Origin of the sequence: Aquimarina sp. MMG016 (assembly GCF_018100805.1) — a bacterium.
GTDB lineage: Bacteria > Bacteroidota > Bacteroidia > Flavobacteriales > Flavobacteriaceae > Aquimarina.
This window is the reverse complement of the sequence record NZ_JAGJEA010000003.1, coordinates 212,258-234,417: the sequence shown is the minus strand read 5'-3', so window position 1 is coordinate 234,417 and position 22,160 is coordinate 212,258. Positions and strand designations below refer to the sequence as shown.

10 protein-coding genes and 1 tRNA gene are annotated in these 22,160 nt (G+C 34.4%); 7 read left to right on the top strand and 4 right to left on the bottom strand.

Annotated elements, in window-relative coordinates:
- Positions 1-8: 8 nt before the first annotated feature.
- The 6 genes from J8M14_RS07305 to J8M14_RS07280 all read left to right on the top strand — a co-directional run bounded on the left by J8M14_RS07305 (position 9) and on the right by J8M14_RS07280 (position 15,785).
- Positions 9-9,569, top strand: a complete 9,561-nt coding sequence (locus J8M14_RS07305; RefSeq protein ID WP_211073940.1) for an RHS repeat-associated core domain-containing protein — start codon at positions 9-11, stop codon at positions 9,567-9,569.
- 1,072 nt (positions 9,570-10,641) lie between these two features.
- The gene (locus tag J8M14_RS07300; RefSeq protein ID WP_211073939.1) at positions 10,642-11,799 is read left to right on the top strand and encodes a hypothetical protein; all 1,158 of its coding nucleotides are present in this window, start codon (positions 10,642-10,644) and stop codon (positions 11,797-11,799) included.
- A 321-nt stretch (positions 11,800-12,120) separates the two neighbouring features.
- Complete coding sequence (locus tag J8M14_RS07295) at positions 12,121-12,666, top strand: hypothetical protein (RefSeq protein ID WP_211073938.1); 546 nt, start codon at positions 12,121-12,123, stop codon at positions 12,664-12,666.
- A 50-nt stretch (positions 12,667-12,716) separates the two neighbouring features.
- Positions 12,717-13,313: a hypothetical protein gene (locus J8M14_RS07290; protein WP_211073937.1), complete on the top strand. Its 597-nt coding sequence runs from the start codon at positions 12,717-12,719 to the stop codon at positions 13,311-13,313.
- A 140-nt stretch (positions 13,314-13,453) separates the two neighbouring features.
- On the top strand, positions 13,454-14,374 hold the full coding sequence (locus J8M14_RS07285) for an AraC family transcriptional regulator (protein WP_211073936.1): 921 nt from the start codon (positions 13,454-13,456) through the stop codon (positions 14,372-14,374).
- Positions 14,375-14,633: 259 nt separating this feature from the next.
- Positions 14,634-15,785 (top strand): leucine-rich repeat domain-containing protein, encoded by a 1,152-nt coding sequence (locus J8M14_RS07280; RefSeq protein ID WP_211073935.1) that lies wholly within the window; start codon positions 14,634-14,636, stop codon positions 15,783-15,785.
- 511 nt (positions 15,786-16,296) lie between these two features.
- Here J8M14_RS07280 and J8M14_RS07275 read toward each other — a convergent pair.
- Both J8M14_RS07275 and J8M14_RS07270 read right to left on the bottom strand, forming a co-directional pair.
- A complete protein-coding gene (locus J8M14_RS07275) occupies positions 16,297-17,640 on the bottom strand; it encodes an MATE family efflux transporter (RefSeq protein ID WP_211073934.1) in 1,344 nt (447 codons plus the stop codon).
- On the bottom strand, positions 17,637-18,137 hold the full coding sequence (locus J8M14_RS07270; RefSeq protein WP_211073933.1) for a GNAT family N-acetyltransferase: 501 nt from the start codon (positions 18,135-18,137) through the stop codon (positions 17,637-17,639). Before J8M14_RS07270 ends, J8M14_RS07275 begins: the two co-directional genes overlap by 4 nt.
- 118 nt (positions 18,138-18,255) lie before the next feature.
- Between J8M14_RS07270 and J8M14_RS07265 the strand changes: the two genes are divergently transcribed.
- Positions 18,256-18,329, top strand: a tRNA-Ala gene (locus J8M14_RS07265).
- A gap of 294 nt (positions 18,330-18,623) precedes the next feature.
- On the opposite strand, the gene J8M14_RS07260 is transcribed toward J8M14_RS07265, so the two are convergent.
- Both J8M14_RS07260 and J8M14_RS07255 read right to left on the bottom strand, forming a co-directional pair.
- Positions 18,624-19,193, bottom strand: coding sequence for a hypothetical protein (locus J8M14_RS07260; protein ID WP_211073932.1), 570 nt, complete (start codon positions 19,191-19,193; stop codon positions 18,624-18,626).
- A gap of 7 nt (positions 19,194-19,200) precedes the next feature.
- Complete coding sequence (locus J8M14_RS07255; protein WP_211073931.1) at positions 19,201-21,912, bottom strand: Dyp-type peroxidase; 2,712 nt, start codon at positions 21,910-21,912, stop codon at positions 19,201-19,203.
- Positions 21,913-22,160: the final 248 nt, after the last annotated feature.

Sequence of the window (22,160 nt, the reverse complement as noted above, 5' to 3'; positions counted from 1 at the left end):
ATATATTCATGAAAACAATGATCACATCAAAAATAATAAACGGTTTTACGTTATGTATAATGTTGATAGGTGCATCAATAACCGCACAACATACCAAATATCCGGGAGCGTTTCTTTCTTCGGATGAAATTGATAATGCTGTAGCATCAACTACTGGATATAGTTATATAGATCCTGAATTGACTAATATAGACCAGTTAACACTAAATCCAACGGCCACCATAGGTTTAGAGGTGGATAGCAACAAACCTCCATATGCTACTTTTTCGTATGCGGTAGACCTTCAGGTGTTTCCGGTTTCACAAGATGGTTCAGAGGGAACTCCTACAGAAATTACTTTATCGGTAACCCATAATGTTACTACAAGTGGAGAATTTGTAGATAAAACGGTACATGTACTGGAAGGTTTTTATGGAGTGAGAGTGGTGATAGTAAAGAAAACCTATACGGATCTGGATACTAACGCAACTTCTAATAGTACACCAGACAATATTTCCATGCATCTTGGTTTTGAAACAGAACGATATTATAAATTATCAGATGTTTTACCTGTCTTTATTGAAAATCCTAATAAGATTACGACGTATACAGATAATTTTGGTAATACGGTTCAGGAAAGCTTGAATCTGAACTGGGAAAATGTTAAAGGAGCAGTAACTTACGAATTAGAATGGACTTGGGTAGACCGTTATGGGGATACAAAAAATGATCTATCTGCTAATGAAATAGCACTTACAGAAAAAGAATTTAAAGGTAATAGTTCAAGAATTCAAACGAATAAGACACATTACCAAATTCCACTCATATATGATAAAGGTTTCCTGATCTATAGAGTTAGAGCAGTTGGTAAATCAATGGATCCAAAATATATATCCAAAAGATTATATGGATCTTGGTCGAGTGGTAAAGATGCAGAAACTGTTGCGGATTGGAATACTTATATAGAAACTACAGGTCACGAAAATCAGAAAAACTGGCAATTTCAAGCATCTTATGCAGAAGAAGGAAAGAAAAAAGAAGTAGTTAGTTATTTTGATGGTACCTTACGTAACAGACAAACTGTTACCAAAATCAATAGCGATAACCACGCTATTGTGGGAGAAGTTATCTATGATAATCAGGGTAGGCCTGCGGTAGAAGTACTTCCAGTTCCGGTGACCGAATCAGGAATTAAGTATCGAGATAATTTTAATCAGAATAGTGTTGGGGAGATATACACACACAATGATTTTGATTGGGATGATCCGAATAAAGAAGATGAGGTATCTGTAAGTGATATGACTTCTACTGCAGGTGCATCAAAATATTATTCGGCAAACAATGATATTACCAATGAATTTAGAGATAGAATTCCTAATGCGAAGCAATTTCCGTTTTCACAGATAGAGTATACATCTGATAATACAGGTAGAGTACATAGAAAAGGAGGAGTCGGACCACAATATCAATTAGGATCAGGTCATGAAATGAAATACAATTACGGATTGCCAACTCAGGAAGAGTTAAACCGCTTATTTGGGTATAAAGTTGGGGATTATAAGCATTACAAAAAAAATCTGGTTATAGATCCTAATGGTCAAGTAAGTATAAGTTATATCGACCCACAAGGTAGAACGATTGCCACTGCTCTTACTGGAGGAGATCCTGAAAATCTGGATGCACTGGATGAAGAACAAAGTGGTAATCATGGATCCATGACCGCTAATCTACTTGCAGGAATTATTAATGATAGCAAAGAGACTTCATTTTATCTAAACAAACAGATTTTAGTAGATGGTAATAAAGGAGATGAAGGTCCAAAAGACTATACATTTAATTATGGACTTGATGCTACTACTTATAGTGATTGTGCAGATAATACTTATGCTTTTGTATATGATCTGGAGCTTTCATTAAAAAATGATCAGGGAGAAGACATGTTTACTCCGGTTATTAAAACAATAGGTGATGATGGTATTCAGCCGATTGTAGATTTTAGTGAGTTGATAGATAACGTTAGTTTGGATATAGGAGCCTATATTTTGCATAAAGAACTAAAAGTTAATGAGCAGGTGTTGATAAGCTACACCCAGGATTTTATGAAATCTCTTACTGATCCTGAGAATCCGGCCTGTTATCTAGACCCAATTGTTTTTGCTCCACAAGCTACTCTTACAGAATGTTTTGTGTCTTGTGAGGATTGTGTAACAAGCCTTGACACCAAAGAAGCCTATATCCTTACACAACTAGGAGCTTATTTTAATAATGACTCTTTTATCGCAGATGGAACTAATGGAGACTACATAGCAGTAAGCTGGGAAGATCAAGAAGATGATACTAACGGAGCTTTACTAATAGACCAAGAAACAGTAAACGCATTGATTGTACGATATGATCGAGAGTGGGAGCTATTGGTAAAAGCATGTATGGAGCCATGTGATACCTTGATTGACGCTTGTGAAGGAAAAAGAAAAATACTGTTGGCAGATATGTCTCCGGGAGGGCAATATGGTAGTCTAGCCTCCATTTCTGGAAGTGACGAATTAAGCGACCCACTAAGTATTTTTAATGACGCAGGATTTTTAACGGCACCTAATTCTAATAGAAGAGTTGATTGGAGATCTGCCGAGTATAAAGATGAATTTGGAAATCCAGCAGAAATTGAGGTCAAAAGACAAAATGATGGTAGCTACAAACCAGAAGTTTACAACGAAAGCAACGTCAAACTGGGGTACAACGATCAGGGAGAAGCCACCTATATCTGGGTAGCCCCGGAAAACCTTGCCAATCTTGAAGATTTTCTGAATAGATGGCAAGATAGTTGGGCCGAAGCATTACTATCCTATCACCCAGAGTATGGATACCTTCAATACAGCGAAGAGGTTTGTACCACTGTCAATGATGTAGAAGTATATGATCCAAAAACTAAAGAAAAAACGTTTCAAAGTTTAGACGCCGGAGAATACGATGCTTATTTACAAACCATAGATACGTATGAAGATGCGATAGCGGCGGGAATGTTAAAAAATGCTACAGAAATCTATACCAAAGATCCATTTTCTATCCAATTAGGAGAGGGTTTTGAAAACAGTACCCTAACTAATTGGAAAAACAGTGTAATGAATAGGGCACTTATTATACAATACGAAGCTGCAAAACAAGAAGATGGGTCCGGAATCCCAATGTTAGAGTTTGCCTATCGTAATGTAGTATGCAATGGGTTGACCAAATGTGCTGTTAATTTTAATCCGACTTCAACAATCAATAATTTACCTAATAAATGGCAACAGGATGAGATATGGATAGGGTATAAAAATTACTACCTCAGCTTAAAGCAAAAATTAAGATACGTATTAATGGGAGTCCAAATGAAAAAGACTGGGAACTATAATGGATGTATAGGCCAGGATGGGGAGCAGATTTTGTCATCGGTACTACGTAATTATACAGCGATTGCAGAAGAGATATATGTATATGAAACAACCAATACCAATAATACTCCTTGTAATAGCAACGCTTCAAAAGCATATAAAGACAAACAAAAACGTTTTGTGCCTATCGATGTGAATTATGATGCTGGGATTGATGAAGTAGATAATATCGAGGATCTGGAAAATAACGGAGATTTTCAGACCTACCTACAGACCGGTCGATGTCCTTTGAGCTTTGATCTGGAGTCTATGCTTAACGGAATGGTAAACGAAACAGATGCTAATGGAAAGAAAAAATCTGTGGAAGGCACTCGTGGCTATACCGGTAGATATATTGTACCATCCTTATATGAGGCGTTTGGAGGAGTCCTCGGGGATGGAGATGCGATTGATCTATCTGGAAATGTACAAAACCAAGGAGCCTCACTGATCACACAGATAGATGTCACTCGTGGAATAGCATCCACTATATGTGCCAATGCACTAACACTACAATTACCCTCCTCAGGATGGGATACATCGTATACCTGGTATGATTATACGCCTAATGGAACCATTAACGGATGGGAGATTCTTAGTTTTAGCAATCTGTTTTATGATTCTGATAATTCTGACCCTACATCCAGTGTATATGGATTCAAAGTACTGGCAACAGTAAGGGTAGGAGCAAATACGATCGAAGTTATTTTTACAGGAACTACCTGTGCTGCAATCGGAGAATGTGGATTAAACAATGATGGTATTGGTGATGTGTTAGATGATACTAATGGTGGCTTATACTCGGATTGTAATAAAAAATACTTATTTAAAGAAGGTCTAAAATCGGTACTGAATGATATCATAGATAACAATCAAGTAGATAATACTGCTTATACTATTACAGAACTTGCTATCTATAAAGACAGCTATTTGCCGGAGTTCTTTTTTGGTGAAAATGTTACAAATGCAATCACTTGGTCTGCCAACCTCAACCGGTACACCTTACAATCAAGTGCCGGAACAGAAGTTTCCATCAACCTATCTCAAGAACTATCTAGTTTGGATATCAAAGATATTTCCGGGATTCGTATCGATAAAAGACCAGTACTTAATGGAGAATTTGTAGCAGATATTACCTTCTATTATTATACCACTACTGGTTCTTATCAAAATGTAACAGGAACTATTACCAAAGATGGTAATGAACTATTGGATTTTAGTTGTTGTAGATATATCGAAGGAGACGATGGTGGAGGTGATGAGTTTTCATGTGGTAATGATGCCTCGTTTAAACCGCAGTTTGCATTTCATATGAAGAACTTAATGAATGCCCTTTTGGCAAAAGGAGAGTTTTATTATCCTGATGTAGATCTAAGTGAGTATAATGAGTACAATACATTTTTACAAGAGTTTTTTACAAAAAGTACGAATAAAGTATGTGATGATATTTCGTCTTCAGGAGGGATTTGTTTTTCATCAAATTATGCAGAAGCCAGTAAGGTTACCTGGGATGGATCAGGGATTTTAAGTGCAATTCCGGATAGTCAAATAGTAATAAGACATCAGGATTCATATAATACGATAGAGTTTTTATTATCTGATGATGGTTTTGACGGTATAACAGAATCATTACGAGAAATAGAGTTTATTGATGAATTAACGTTTGATATATACCCCGGAGAAGATGGAAATTCTCAAATGAATATAACATACACATCTGATGGAAATCGAATCATAGAAGAATTTGGTGCAATTGGTTATCAGGTTGATGTAGGTGACGGAGATATACAATTTCAACAGTTATACTTTGGTTGTGATCTTGGAGATGGTGATGAAGATCCATTTGACGACACTTTGGATTGTGAAAACAAACCAACCTTAGCACCTAAATTCACCTACTTTTTTAAAGAATTTTTGAATGCTTTATTAGACGATGAGGACTTTTATCGAGATAATGTTTCATTAAGTAGTCATCCAGAATTTAATACCTTTTTACAGGAGTTTTTTACGAATAATTATATATCGCTTTGTCAAAGTAGTGATTGTACTCCTATTGATTTTAGCGAAACTAATACGATACGTTGGCACGGAGCTTCTCTATCAGAAGGAAGCGGAAGAGCTTTTCTTTATAACGAAGGAGAAAGAGTAGCCAGTATCGTTTTAGGCAATTGGAATTCTAATACCCATCACGAAAGTTTAAAGAATATAGAAAGTATTATTTCTGTAGAAAGTGGGGATATACAATTTGCAAATAACCTTACATATACTTATTTAGATACAAATGGAGAAGAATTTACGTATGGAAATAGAGCTGTATACATAGAATATACAAAAGAAACACCTCCCGCAGGTTTAGTGTCATCCATACTAAGGTTCAGTTGCGGATTAGCAAATATTGATTCTCAAGATAATCCCACCCTACTATCTGAGAATAATTTTGATGTGGATTCAAACAATTCTCCAAGCCAAAATAACACCCCACAAACCTGTATAACCTGTATCCCACAGCCGGTAGCTCCGGTAAGTTGTTCAGAGCAATATCCTGTCTTTATGGATTTCTTGGATCTGGATGCGGATGGAAATTCTGCAAGGATTACAGATTACACTTTACCAGAATTTTTTGATGAAAAATTCTTCTGCGAGCTTAATTTTGCCTACCTGGTAGATTCTTATATATCTTATATCAATACATTGGGCATTACCAGTACGGATGATTACGCGTATTTGTCTATAGATGAGTTTGGAAGTACAAAACTTAATTATGGGTTTGATAGAATCGAAAACGTAATCCAAGCCTATAAAATAGCTGGCGGTAATACAGAAGGGGCGCCTTCATGGATCACCTTTGTAAACGAAACCTATTTGGTAGAAAATCAAGTATGTCCTCCGGCACCATTACAACCTAAAATATCCATGGATATTGACATCGAGATCGAAAAAGATCCGTGTACAGAGTTCAACCTCAGTGTATCAGAAACCTATCAAAAGGATTCTTATGATCAATACCTCCAGACCAAAAAAGCTCAGTTTATCAGATCATATACAGAGGCGGCATATGCTAATGCCAAAGAAACCTTTACGATGACCTACTATGATAAAGAATATCACTATACATTGTATTACTACGATCAGGCCGGTAATTTGATCCAAACAGTACCACCGGAAGGGATCGATCGATTAGATAATGCTGCTCATGAGGAGATTAACTATTTACGAGTAAATGAGCCTAACTATACATTGGCTACAGGTAGAAATAATGAGAAGGTATTACCAGAGCATCGTTTACAAACAGAATACAAATATAATTCGTTGAATCAATTAATCTGGCAGCAAACCCCCGATGGTGGGATCACTCGATTTGCGTATGATAAACTGGGTCGTATCATTGCTTCGCAAAATGCCAGGCAAGTCGCTAAAAATGGTACAGAACGTTTTAGTTATTCTACTTATGATGATCTGGGTAGAATTGTAGAAGCCGGAGAAATCTGGTTGCCAGAAGGAACCTATACCATTACCGAAAAAGGACGATTACAAAAAACAGGAAATACAGGCTATCAAGACGGATTTGAAAAAACTGATCGTAACGATCTGAGAGAAGTAACCGTTTCTCAATACGATTATACTGATAATGATGGCATACAATACTTTAAAACCAACTACGATCCGTATAACAGTCGTAATAGGGTAGCCATGAGCCTGTATTTTGATACCTATAATGAGGCTACAGCACTAAGCACCTATGACAATGGCTGTTATTATAACTATGATGTACATGGCAATGTAAAAGAACTGATGATGATCATCCCGGATATGGCGATTAATAACTTTGCACAAGGTGTAAAAAATACCATCTATGAGTACGATTTGATCAGTGGTAATGTACACTCGGTAACCTATCAAAAAGACCAACCCGATCAGTTTATCCATCGATACAGCTATGATGCAGACAATAGGATTACAGCGGTAGAAACTTCTACCGATGGAGTGATCTGGGAAAAAGATGCATCCTATCTCTATTATGCACACGGCCCAATCGCCAGAATGATTGTAGGAGATAAAGAAGTACAGGGTATCGATTATGCGTATACCTTACAAGGTTGGATCAAAGGTGTGAACTCAGAAAGTCTAACACCGGATACCGATATGGGTAAGGATGGAGCAACCGGTTCTGCCGTGGCAAAAGATGCGTTTGGGTATTCTTTAGGGTATCACAAAGGTGATTATATATCCGTAGGCAATACAGCGACCAACGCATTTGCCCATAGTAACAATGTAGCTTTACAGACCAATAGAAACCTATACAATGGTAATATCAAGCAAATGGTCACTAGTTTGATCGATACGGATGAGACTGCCTTAGCGCCACAAATAAATCATTATACCTATGATCAGCTAAACCGTATCACATCTATGAATGGGTATACCGATCAAGGCACTAGCAACTATAATAGTGCATATACCTATGACCGTAATGGAAACCTGCAGAGCTTGCAACGATCTGCAAAAAATGCTAATGGGCAAATGGTAGAAATGGACAACCTGTCTTATAACTATAATGTAGATGCCGAGGATAATAAAGTGAATAATCAGTTACGATCCGTGTATGAAACAGTAGGGTTAGATGCTAATTTTGACACCGATCTGGATAGCGGGCAACAACAAGATAACTATGTTTATGACGAGATTGGCCAATTGCTAAGAGACAAGCAAGAAGGACTTACGATCGAGTGGCGTAATGATGCCAAGGTAAAAAGCGTGACCAAAGATGATGGTACGGTGATTACATTTGCTTATGACCCTACAGGTAACAGGATTTCTAAAACCACTACCAGAAATAATGTGGCAAGCACTACCTATTATGAGCGCGATGCACAAGGTCATGTGCTGAGTACCTATACAAAAGAAGATAAGAACGGTACCAAGTCATTAACGCTTAACGAACAACATATCTATGGTAGCAATCGATTAGGAATACAAGAAAATAGCTTGGATCTTTTAGCTAATACCCAAAACCTAACACCTAACACCTACAACCGCCAGGTTGGTGACAAACGTTTTGAGCTTAGTAATCATCTAGGCAATGTGTTAAGTGTTACAACTGATCGTAAGTTGGCCGTTGGAAACGTATTTACACCTGATGTAGTTGCCTATAATGACTATTATCCTTTTGGGATGCTATTACCTAACCGACAAGGAAACTCAGCTGAGTATCGATATGGGTTTAATGGTAAAGAAAAAGATGATGATTGGAAAGGAGAAGGCGTACAATATGATTATGGATTTAGAGTATATGATGCAAGGATTGCTAAGTTCTTAAGTGTAGATCCATTAGCACCAAGTTACCCATGGTATACACCCTATCAGTTTGCAGGGAATATGCCAATTGAAGCAATTGACTTAGACGGTTTAGAGCCTCAATTTGTTAATGGTGTATTTACTGGTCAATATAAAGTTAAGGAAGGTCAAGGGCCAACTCAAATTGCTAAAGATATGGCTGGGTATGGTATAAATGTTGATTGGATGGATATTACATATAGTAATCAACAATATTTTGATCATATTCCTGCTCCTGAATTTGTTAAAACTAGTCCTAAATTTAAAAAGTTGAATATGAATCCAGGAGATACAGTAATTATTCCAATTACCAATGATACTAATTCTAAGACAACTAATAATGATAGTGGGAATAAAAGCTCATTTATTAGTGATGGCATAAATGCACTTGGTGTAATGGGGAATGTTGGTAATGAGACCTATTATAGTAAAAACTTTAATACTTGGATGGATAAAAAAGGAAATTTAAGGTCACAGAAATGGGGTGGGAACGGTTCTATGGGAGGAAAGCATAAGTTTGCCAGAGCTAGAGCTAAAGGATTGGGTTTATTGAATTATGGTGCTGGTGCGTATAATTTGTATTCAATTAATGAAGATTATGAGAATGGAATAATTGATGATAGAACAAAAAATTTATTGCATTATCAAAATGCTGTTGGAACTATTTCTCCTCCTCTTATTTCAATACCAATGACCGTTGGAGGTAAAATTGGAGAAGAAAATGCTTCAGAAATTGAGAAAATGGTAATCTGGCTTTCAATACATTTGGGACCCTTTAAAGAAGAAGGATTTAATAAAAATGAAAAACAAAACAAAGTTGATGAAGATGAATCTACAAGTAGGTAATAAAGAATAGAAAGTACATATGCAGCTCTGTAAAGTTTGCCCCCGCTTGCGCCCGAATCCTTTCGGGTGCCGTCAAAGATTGGCAGAAGTTTCAATGCTAGTGGCGACTATGAGTAAGCATGTACCATCATAGAAAACGTTATAAAAACTACTTTCCAAGAAAAGTAGTTTTTATATTTTAGTAGGATTATGAGTCGTAATTATAAATTTCATAACAAGTCAGGATTGTATTTTGTGAGCATTGCAACTGTACATTAGATAGATGTGTTTACAAGACAATTATATTTTGATGTATTGGTAGAAAGCGTTACCCGCTCTCCAAAGAGTGATTAAATTATAATGGTATTGCTGCCCACACGTCTCCTGACTTTGCGCAATAGCGCTCGTGCCAAAAGTTGTTTTAAAGTGTTAAAAAATGAATTTTTAAAAAGAATACAAAGTAGAAGCAATCTTCACTATACTTATAGTCAAATGTTTATTTAGCCCAAAACACCAATATTATACAGTTGTCACAATGACAATTGCATAGTTTTTAAGAGTTTTTCATTCTTTTTTATAGGGGTAACCACTATCTCAGAGATACCTCATAGGTATGTCGCAGTAGGTAACCTACCATCTCGATAAGGGTACAGAGGTGTCTTGTTAAGGGTATTGACCCATCTTCCATAGGGGTCCAGACCATCTATAAGACCCCTCTGTCAGGTTAGTGTCATACAAGCTACCCATAAGCTGTCATATAAAACAGCCCTGTTGCTGAGGGGTCAGGACTATCTCTGAGATAGTTCCTACCCATTACTGAGATAGTGCTGAGGTATCTGCGAAATAGCTCTAAGGTATTAACAAGATAGCGCTGTAGTATCTATTGCATGGCTATGAAGTATCTCTGAGGTATTGGTTGCCTATAGTTGCCTGGTGGTTTGGGCACATTAGAAATACCAGATCCAAATCTTCAGGAAAGAAGCTTTATCTTCTGTTTGAGGTCTTTTAGAAGTTAGAACTGGCAATTCAGAAACTCCGTATTCAATTGTATTACAGGTTTATAGTTATTTGCATTAATATAATTCAAACGACTATGAAATTTAATTTTACATCTATTCAAACTAGAACATGCAGACGACCATTTTTATTATTAATGGCTCTTGCATTTATGACCACAGGCGTATCTAATGCGCAGTTTGGGAAACTATTAAAAAAGAAGAATAAATCTAGTAAAGTAGATAAATCTGACCCTAATTATGATCCGAACAGAAAAATTCTTATTACCGATGTGCCTGCCTTAAAATATGATAAACCGTTTCCTCCGGCAGTGATGTATCGATCTTTTATGAAGCACATCGATTTTACGAGTGATGGTTATCTTGATCTAGATTATGTATCTATAGGGTTCCCTCCAAAACAAGATGTAGACGGTAACCCAGAGAAATATAACGGGCGAAAGGCTTCTGGTGGCGGTGGTATAATGGGAGGTACACAAAAGAGGGATGATTATTACAGATTTCATTTAAGATTGATAAAAGAAGGAAAAGAAGTGTATGATGTATGTTATAAAGCTCAATATAACAATGAGTTGTATATTAAATTTGAGCGAGTAGATTTTGCACTAAGTGATCGTGATGGATCTTCAGAAGAACCGTATAGTAAACGTAAATTAGAGAACGGTAAATATACTTTTGAATTCTATTTTGATGATAAAATGTTCTCACGCATTCCTTTTGAAGTAGTATCTATAAAAAATGATGATCCGTATGCCAAAGTAGCTGAGAAAAAATTTATAAGAGGAGTATGGAATGACTATGGATATTTTGATTGGGAAAAAAACACAGATAACCCAAGAATATATTGGAATATTTATGCACAGGTCGAAGAACTTTTAAACAGTAAATATAAAGAAGTACCAATGTATTGTGATGTATATAAGAATGGTAAATATTTTGCTACATCAGGAAGAGTAGATCAATATGATAATCCTAGTAAAGAAAAGCTAGAAAACACCTGGGATTTATATAGATATTCATTGATGCTTAAAGGCAAAAAATCAGGAGACTATGTAAGACAGAATGATATGACAGATGGCAAGTATGAAGTAAGAATGCATATAGACGGCACCAATCATATTTATAAGTTCGAAATGAAAGGCGGAAAAGTCATCGGATCACAAAAAAGAGAAACAACTGACCCATTGGATTTTATGGAAGGAATGAATAAAGCATTTTTCATAAAAAAACAATAGTAGACAATTTTCATGATGCAAAAATTAATTTGCGAATAAGGATGCCAAGTAGTTGAGTTAGCGCATATACTACTTGGTTTTTTGTTTTAGCAATTCAAATAGACCTTTCAGAAGATTATAGTGGGGATTCATCTAATTGAGCAGATTATGTGTAATACTTATTGATATTTTTGGTTAGAATTATTTTATGATCATACGTAATTTATTAGGCTGCTCGGGTGAGCGGTCTTTTTTATTTTTTTTTGAATAAATAAAGGAAATTGAGGTAACCTATAATGAGGTTATGACATTAAGTAACTAACAAAAATAAAAAAAGGGAAAATGAGAAGAACACTAATGCTATTATTAACAGGAATACTATTTGTTTCATTGGGTTGTGACAAAGAGGAGGATATACTTCCCATTATACAATCAGAATTTTATATTCAGGGAAAAGTAGATGGAGAATTGATTTATACAGATTACATAGGGCCAGGTAATATAGATATATATCGTATATCAGATCCTACTTATTTTAGTTTTGAAAGGAAAATTTCTAGAGAAAATCATATTATTTGGGACGTGAGTGTATCGGATCTTAATCTAGATAACGCAGAGTTACCTATAACCATAAGAAACTATGGGGGTATTGGAGAACCTTCAGTTCAATTTTATTTTTCTAATGATAATGGAGATGAAGGAATTAATTATGGTGTGGATAACATTGATCCAGATAGATTTGATTTTACCATTACCAGCTGGTCAGATGATATCATAACAGGTGCTTTTTCCGGAGAGCTTATTTCGGGTAGTAATCCGGACAAATTTATTACAGTTACAGATGGTTCATTTAGGATAAAGCTTACCAGATTTGACTTTTCCATCTAAAAGACATAAAGTTTGTACCTTCGCAAAATTGATCAATAAGTATATAGACAATGAATAAACACTATATAAAAGCTTTAGGAGTAATTATAGTATTGCTTTTTGCCATATCCTGTCAAAAGGATAAAAAAGTACAACGAACTGAAATCGAAGAACGATTATTTAATCTGGAACAATCCGGATGGAAATCCAGATCTATTTCACATTTTTTCTCTGATATAGAGTATAATGCCACATTGGTACCTATACAATATTATATTCTGAAGAATGAAGGTAATCAGGATCTTAATAGAATAGATTCGATATATCAGGAATATAAAAATGAAAGAGTAATTGAAATCAAATTTCAGCAAGAAAGAGAAGATGATTTATTGAAGGATAAGTATACTAACAGGTCTTATGAAGATGCAGTAAAGTATATGGCTTTTGGTGTGAAGAAGGATTTTAAGATCGTAACCACATCCGGAGATACAATTCCTTGTGCGGGAGTAACTTTTGAGCGTAATTTTAAAGTAGCTCCTTTTAAAAGATTACTGTTGAATTTTGGTAATATTCCTGAGAATGAAAATGTACAATTGATCTATGATGACCAATTATTTGGTAATGGATTGATGAAATTTAATTTTACAGAAAGACCAGTGAAATTATAAGCAATAAATAGTATATAAAAATAGAAAGCCATGATGCAGAAATAGTATTATGGCTTTTTTAATTTGTTAAATTGTGTTAATTTGTATATATTTGTGACTCATAATCAATTATTTACAGTAATTTCTGACACGCCCCAAATATGCAGGAATATAAAAACGAATACTACAACCACTTTTCTAAAGTGCGTGGCCCTATCCCTCCACAATTTAATCGAGAAGAAAATTTTATGATGCGTTTTAAGACGCAACTACCTTATTACGGATATAATGAAAATAGCCTTACGATTATTTATTTTAAGGATGGAGTTGGTGATCTTATCGTAAAGGATAAAAAAGTAAAAGTAGATGGTAATAAGTTCATCGTTTCTAATCCTAGTTATGGATGGGAATACTTTAACAAAAGCGAAGATTATATTGATGTATTAAGCTTTGCAATCTCTGATGATCTAATTGCTAAATTTAACTTTTTTGCCTTTGCATCGGAAGATCAATTGCTAAATGTACCATTGGAAAAGATAGAACAAAAATCTTTTTTTTTAGAAAAGATATACAACGCGGATCATTATCCATCCGGTAGATTATTAAAATCCATACATCAACAGAGTTGTACTGATAATTATCAATATCTAGATCCTAAAGAGCTTACTATAGAGGTGCTGCAGGCTATCTATAAGGATCAATTCAGAGCCTATTTAATGGCAGAAAAAGTAAAGGGAACAAAAAGTTCCACAAAAATCGAAGTGCTTAAACGATTATTGGTAGCCTATGAATACATCCATGATAATGTAGAGCAAAAAATTTCTATTGAAAATTTATCTCATGTTTCTGCGCTTTCAGAGTATCATTTATATAATTCATTTAAGAAAGTGTTTGGTAAAACTCCTCATCAGTATGCGCTAGGTTTAAAAATGAATAGAGCTGAGCAATATCTGCGTGTAGGCCATCTTTCGATATCAGAAATTGCAGATCTTCTTCAATTTCCTGACCTACCCTCGTTTAGTAAATTATTCAAAAAAACGTTTGGACATTCTCCGGCCAATTATTTACAACAGGCTTCATAAAACTAAAGATTTTAAATACTATAATAAAGAATTGCTAAAGAAACCTCTTTAGCAATTCAAATCTGTATTTCATAAACATTTACTCCGATTTCAGCAGTTGGTTTCTTTCTGTAGGTCAAAATGTTAAGATTTTTGTGACAACAACAATCTATGGTAAAACCATAAGTTTTTGACAACATACTAAGAGTATTAAGTATATATTTTTGCGTGGTCAAAAATAAAATTACACAATTTAAGAAACCCAAAATAAGTAAGAATTATGAAAAAGTATGTAAAAGTATTAGCTGTTTTAACCCTATTTATTACGGGGTGTAGTAAAGATGATGGTAATGACCTACTACTAAGTGATGCAAAGCAAATTACTGATTTTGTCTTTTTGGCATCAGAAAATGAGGCATTAGATGTTGATGTGATAGCTGATATCAATGAAGAAACAAAAACAATTACTGCATTAGTACCTTCTGGAACAGCTGTTACCTCATTACTACCAGATGTTGTCGTTTCAGAAAAAGCGACGATATCTCCAGGTAGTGGAATCGCTCAAGATTTTAGCAATCCGGTCGTATATACTGTAACTGCAGAGAATGGTTCCACCCAGGATTATAATGTTGAAGCAAAGATTATCACAGAACGTGATGCACTTCTTGCAATATACAATGCAAACCCTGATAATACCTTAGAATGGAATTTGGATGATGCTACTATGAAGACTTGGCAAGGAGTTACATTAGATACTTCTGGAAAAGTTATTGAACTTAGACTGTCTTTAAATAATATATCAACTATTCCTATTTCTATAGGAGCATTAGTTAATTTAACTTATCTAGATATTTCAGGTAATAAAATAAAAGAATTACCGGTAACAATGGGTAATCTAATTGGTCTAACTGAATTAAGAGTTGGTGATAATGTATTGATTAATATTCCTAATGAAATTGTGAAACTAACAAAATTGAGATTGTTACTTCTAAATGAAAATTCATTAACCTCGCTTCCGGAAGAAATAGGTGATCTGTCTTTATTAGAAATCTTTAACGTAAGAGGTAATCAACTTATTTCAGTTCCAAGCACAATTGGAAACCTTAATAAATTGAGAGTTCTTAATTTATTAAGTAACAAGATAGTGGATCTTCCTGAAGAAATGAAACAGTTAAGCTCATTACAAACATTATATATCCAGAGTAATAAACTAGGTAAATTGCCAGCATTTTTTGAGAGCTTAAGTAGCCTTACAGAATTAAGGGCGGATTCCAATGTTATAAATGAAATCCCTGAAGAAATTGGTAATTTAACTAATCTAAGAACACTTTCTTTAGTTAATAATTTATTTACTACGTTACCTCAAAAAGTATGTGATTTAAGAGATACGGGTACTTCGATAGCAACAGATGCTGGAGTAACTTGTCAATAATAAATTAAACTGTATAATACTTATTTATGTATTGAGAACTAAAAATACAGACCATACTTAAATCATTTGATTATGTATGGTTAGGATACCGGATAGGACAGGGGTGTCGTTATCCGGTATTATTTTAAAAAAACAAAATAAAATTAGCCGTTGGATTTATGATGATGAAATGTTTAATAAAATATAAAATAGTAATCTTATTGATATGTATCTATACAATAGGAATATTTACAATGTTAAAATTAGTTTTTTAACAACTAAACAGGGTAACAAAATGTCTTTTGGAGACACTAAGTAGTAATTAAAATGATTACTTGATTTTGTGTAGTTGGGATACCGGGTGACCTAGGGGTGGCGTTGCCCGGTATTATTTTTTAATAATATATACGTGTTTTTACCTATATGAACTAGAAAATACTATATGTATCTTTGGCTAATGGTAAAGAAATATATTGATAAATACAGGTTAGAAATTGTAATGACATTGCTATATGTATCTATATTAAGTTTACTACTTAATATTCTCCTTTAAAGACAATGGTACATACTTTTTTCTAAATTTAATAACCAAAGCCATACCTCTTATAAACATCCATACGGATATTGCAATCCAAACTCCAATAAGTTGCAAATTAAAATATCTAGTGATTAGCAGAACAGGTAGAAATCCTAAAAAAGTAGATCCCAGTAATACATTACGCAAGTATTTTGTTTCTCCCATCCCTTTAAATATACCATCTCCTACAAAAGCAAAAGCATTGATAGGCAACATAAGCACTACGATATAGAAAAACCCCTTAAAAATGGATAATACTTCTGGATCTTTAGAGAATATTAACCCTAGTTTTTCAGTAAATAAAAAGGCTATAACGCCGAGTAAGCAAGCAACGATAACTCCATAGATATTTACTTTCTTGGACATTACTACTAGAGTAGTATAATCTTTGGCTCCTAATAACCTTCCTCCCAGAATATTTCCTGCACCTCCATATCCATCAATAAAGAAGGCAAAAAACAGCCATAATTGAATAGCAATACTATGTGCTGCAATATAATTGGTCCCTAAACTCGTAGCTTCTCTTACGGCAAGCATCAACGTGACATTTAATGCAAGCGATCGTATAAAAAGGTTACCACTCATTACCAGGAAACGATTCATTTCAGGATGCCAAGGTTTTTTTAGTTTTAGAGAGACCTCAGTTTTCTTAAGAAGCAATACTAATGATAAGACTGCCATTAAAATTTGCGAAAACAAACTTGCCCATGCAGCTCCTTCTAAGTGCATTGGTTCTATGACTCCTTCTATACCATAAACCAATGCAAAATCCAGGATAACATTAGCGATAACACCTATTAAGGCAATAATCATTGGCCAAAAAGTATTCTGCAGCCCTCTGAAAATTCCGAAAATAGCAAATACAAATAAGGATAATGGAAATCCCCATACTCGGATACTATAGTATGAAATACAATATTCCAGAACCTGCCCTTCTGCTTTTAGCACAGCAAAGATTTCTTTAATAAAAGGAACCGTAATAATTAGAACAATAATACTTAATCCAATATTAAATAATATCGCTTGTGCAGGAAGTGTCTTTACTTCATCTAATCTTCCTGCTCCTAGATATTGTGATATGATGGCCGATATAGCTGCACGGGTTTGTGCCAATACCCAAATTAGCATAGATAGAAATGAACCAACGATACCTACTGCTGCCAGAGACTCCGTGCCATTTATAGGGATATTACCTACGATTGCGGTATCCGTAGCTGATAGTATAGGCTCAGCGATTCCAGAAATAATGGCTGGAACAGCTAGCCTGTTTATATTTTTAAAACTTATAATACTACTCATAGTACAAGTTCATAACAATAAAAAGGATGCTCACTTTGTTTAGGAAAAAATATATTTCCTAATCGTTGGTATCCTCTGGTTTCATAAAAATTTTGATTTCGTTTATTTTGGCTAAAAGTATCTAGACGCACAGATTGATAGTGAGAATCTCTTGCATGACTTTCAGCAAAACCCATAAGTTGCTGTGCATATCCCAGACCCCAATACTCAGGATAAACAGCTAACCGATGAACATATAGATTATTTTTGTTTTGGGTTAACCATTCAATAGGAATATATTCCTCATCCATTACCTCAGTGAGAACTATAATTCCTTGGATGTTATTATTTTCTTCTAAAACATATAATTCTTGTAGTTCAATATCCTTAAGAAAACGTGATCGAGAAGGATAATGTTCATTCCATTGATAAATTCCTTTTGCGATCATGGCTTTTGCACACGCTTTTGTTAACAGAAGAATAGTATCAATATCAGAGAGTAATGCTTTACGAATCATATTTTTTTGAGAAAAGCCAAAAATACTAACTTTCTTTTGTAGAAAAGGTTTCTAATTATCTTGTATGATATTTTTATATAAACTTTAAGAAAAAAGAGTATTTTTACCGACCAACTATGGGGATGTAGCTCAGCTGGCTAGAGTGCTTGACTGGCAGTCAAGAGGTCGTGGGTTCGAGTCCCATCTTCTCCACAGATGAATCGAAGCCTGCACGATAGTGTGGGCTTTTTGTTTTGGAAAAAATCCTTCCTTGTTTTATAACATATCGAATTGAAATTTTCTAAAAATGACTCTTACAGATTTATGATTAAGATAGAAGTGATTCATAGGTTTTGTTACACGTTTAGTAAATCCATTTCAGGACAAGACACTCCTTTGCCAGGATATAAAACGTATTGTTTTTTTGGCATCTAATCTAGGTTTTACTTTTTAGCACCTCATTTTACCTAAAACTTTAGATAATTTAAGAGAGATACAATCTTTATTTCAATCCTCTTTTAGCCCGCCTCCTTGGATAATATGTTCTATAGATAAACCAATAATTAAACAGGCAATTCCTATGATCGGTTGATCATTAGTATGAAAATACATCCATCCCACTGCGCCTAAGGTTTCCATTAGTGTATAAAAATGAGTTTTAAAAGCTTTAGTATATATCCAAATACTTTTTTCCTTTACTACAGCCATTTCACCACTATGCTCCACCAGCATCAATACATATAACACAATACCTGCTCCTACATGTCCTAATAGCCCTATTGATTTATACCAAATCACCCAGATGACAATTTCTGTAAACGTAATAAAAGTCCAACCTAATATTTGTTTCCAGATAGGAACTTGTTTACTATTGATTCCTGAATTTTTGTGATATACCGTTTTTAACCAATAAGCGACACTCCCACGTTCTATACCAAAACCAACCCACAAGAGTATATTAGCTAAAACGAATTGTCCTAATTCTAAATATGTAAGCCAAAAGTGTAATGCGATAAACTCTCCGATTGTCGCTATTAAAAACGGTAATAAATCTTTTTTAAAATCTAACTTAGCCATATTGTTACTATTTAGGTTCACCTAGTTGATTAATTGCAGAAATACTTGGAAAGAAGAAATAGGAACCACCTACAACTTCTACAAATTGTTTAAGACCAGTATATCGTTTTCTTAACGGGGCTTGTTGCACACTAAATGGGCATTCAGAAGTCTTTTGTTGTTGTACACCTATAAGTGGATCCACCTCGTCATACAGATCATGAAATTTAGGATTATTAACCCAGGTGTGCTGGATGAATTCGAACTGTCTTTCGATATTGGTATTAAAGCAAATAAAATTTAACCCTCTATCTGTTGCATCAATGGATTCTCCCTTGGTAATTTTGGATATTATCTTATCAATTTCCATATCTTCATCAACTGGCGGGCCATAGGGTCTTCCTTTTCTAAGAATTCTATGATTTTTTACAATATTGATAGCATAGTCTTTATCTTTTTTCTTCTGAGATAAACTCAAACTATCTCTTGGATTCGTTCTTCTAATATGTGCTCCAAAAGGACATTTTTCACCATCAGGATCTAGTTCTTTATAGTTAAATTCATTATTACTATCACTTGAATTTCTTTTTTTAGAAGAGATAACTAATGGGTCACCATCTGGATTTCGACCCACTAGTTTACTAGCCAATGCAATTGCCGGAATTATATCATTGGAGTTAGTTTCACTTAGTTGTAACATGTTTTCCCAGAAAGTTGCTACATTTTGTTTTAGTTGTCTAAATACCATATAACTACCATCATTGCCAAAACTACCGTGATTCTCTTTTAACCTTTCTGGTTCAGGTGTACTGGGATGCTTACCATATTGGTTGGGATATCCTAATATGAACTCTCCTGGTTCGATAACATCGTTTGCAAAAATACGAGAGCTAATTCCTTTCATCGCAGGTTGACTAATACCATCTTTAAATCCAAAATGCTCTTTACCTCCTTTCAAAAAGCCTCCATCAATTGGTGTGTGATGGTTACTTAGACCATTTTCGGAATTATTGGAGAAAATATCGGCTATAATTTTGTCCATGACATCTTTTTCTTTGGCATAGACTAATAATAATACATGTAATTTGGTGTCCTTTTTATTCCCCCAAGCCCATTTGTTAGGGCTGTTATCGTGTAAATCACCCAGTACTCTATTACGATGTGGGGTATCCATTCCTTCTATGAATGGTCTACTAAACCCATTTTGGTCATCGACAGCTATATCCATTTTTTCTAAGCCATTTTTAGAGAAAGCAATATTTATGGCAAATTTTTCCGGACGGAATTCTGCTGAATTGAATTTGGTCTTCTGTAGCCATTTTTTGAACTTAATGACATCTTTAATTTCTATGAAAATATACTTTGCAAAGGGTAATCTACCATAAGAATCTAACAACAAACCTTGCATATTTTGCTTATTGATAGGTGGTGGATTTTTGATATTTAAAGTGTCACGAATCCACATAGGTAGATGTTTCAATTTAATTTTATCATTAAATCCTTTAGAGATTAAAGTGTTTCGGTTTTTATTGACTACGCTCAGATGAGGATATGCACTATACCATACATCAGTTTTTATCTGATTTAATCGGGCTACGGCTTTAAAGCGTTCCTCGTCTGTTGCCCCGTCAAAAACTAAAAATCTGCTTTTTGGGAATTGTTTGGTATTACTCCATATAGCTGTAAGTCCAACAGCTGCTTTGTCTACAAAATCACCTAGATAGTTTTCCCAACTACCATCAAAATTGCTTAAAAACAATAATCTTTTCCCTTTATCAACAATAACCCATCTAGCAAAATGTATAGTAGGAATGGTGCCTAGTTTTCCTTTATTAAACTTATAATGGCTTAAAAAACCAACAAGCCAAAGCACAATTTTGAGTAAATTTTTTCTAAATAGACCATCTTTTATTTCTACAATCGACGTAAATTGATTTTGTACTTCTAAATCTTCATTTTTTACAAACTCTCCTGTAGATGAAGAAGGAGCCATGTTTTTATCATATTCAGGATCTTTTTTTTCTAAAGACCGTAGGCGAAACGTAAAAATAGCCAGAAGTCCAACTATGCATATACAAGCAATTCCTATTATTTTTAGGAAAGAATTCAGTCCTAAAAAATGTATTAGTAGATAAGAACTAATTGTTAGTATCGATATCACCAGAAGTATAGGAATCAATAATGTAGGCAAACGCCCTGAAGAATCTATACGGGTATATTTTTCTGATTTTAAAACTTCTTCTTTAATTCCCATAAACATATTCATAGGTGTCATCCTTCTAGTCCGAAATAGATCGATCACTTGATCAATAATCTTTCGGTTTTCTTCCTCTTTTATGATTTGCTTAGAGGTCCTCCCCCAGGTGCTTGCGTAAAAATAGGCGTGGTAGTTAGAGTGTTTTTTTATAAATTTTATGACCGAATCTCCTTTGGTAAAACCTATACAGTAAGAAAGTATTTCCTCAAAATCCCCTGATTCTTCTAATTCTTTAACGTGATCTTCTAATGATCCATTGAAATTGGTAGATAGTAGTAATTGAGCAGCATAACTATGTTTGTCATTGTTATTATGATGATCTACAATAACTAGTCTGGCAAAATGAATGCTTGGTGTTTTAGAAAATGATAGATATTTATTCTGCAGTAAATTATCATTTATATGAGTAAGTTTAACTCTAAGAGAATCAATTCTATCCTCAAGTATTGGTGCTAAAAATGTTAAAGGTTTTATTTTCTCCATCAAACGTTTTTTAAAACTTATATATAAGTTGTATTAAAGATTAATAGGATATTATGATGTCATAAACAATTGTTACAACCATTAAACTTTTTTGGTTTAGGTCACAACTATTTTAATCTATAAATAGACGAATGTTTACGGTAACCTTGATAGTTCTCTATATAAAAAATAGGGGATAATTACTTCTATGTGGGATCTATAATTATTCTTCTAAAGATCTATAAAACAAGCTTATAAAAAAAGAGGTA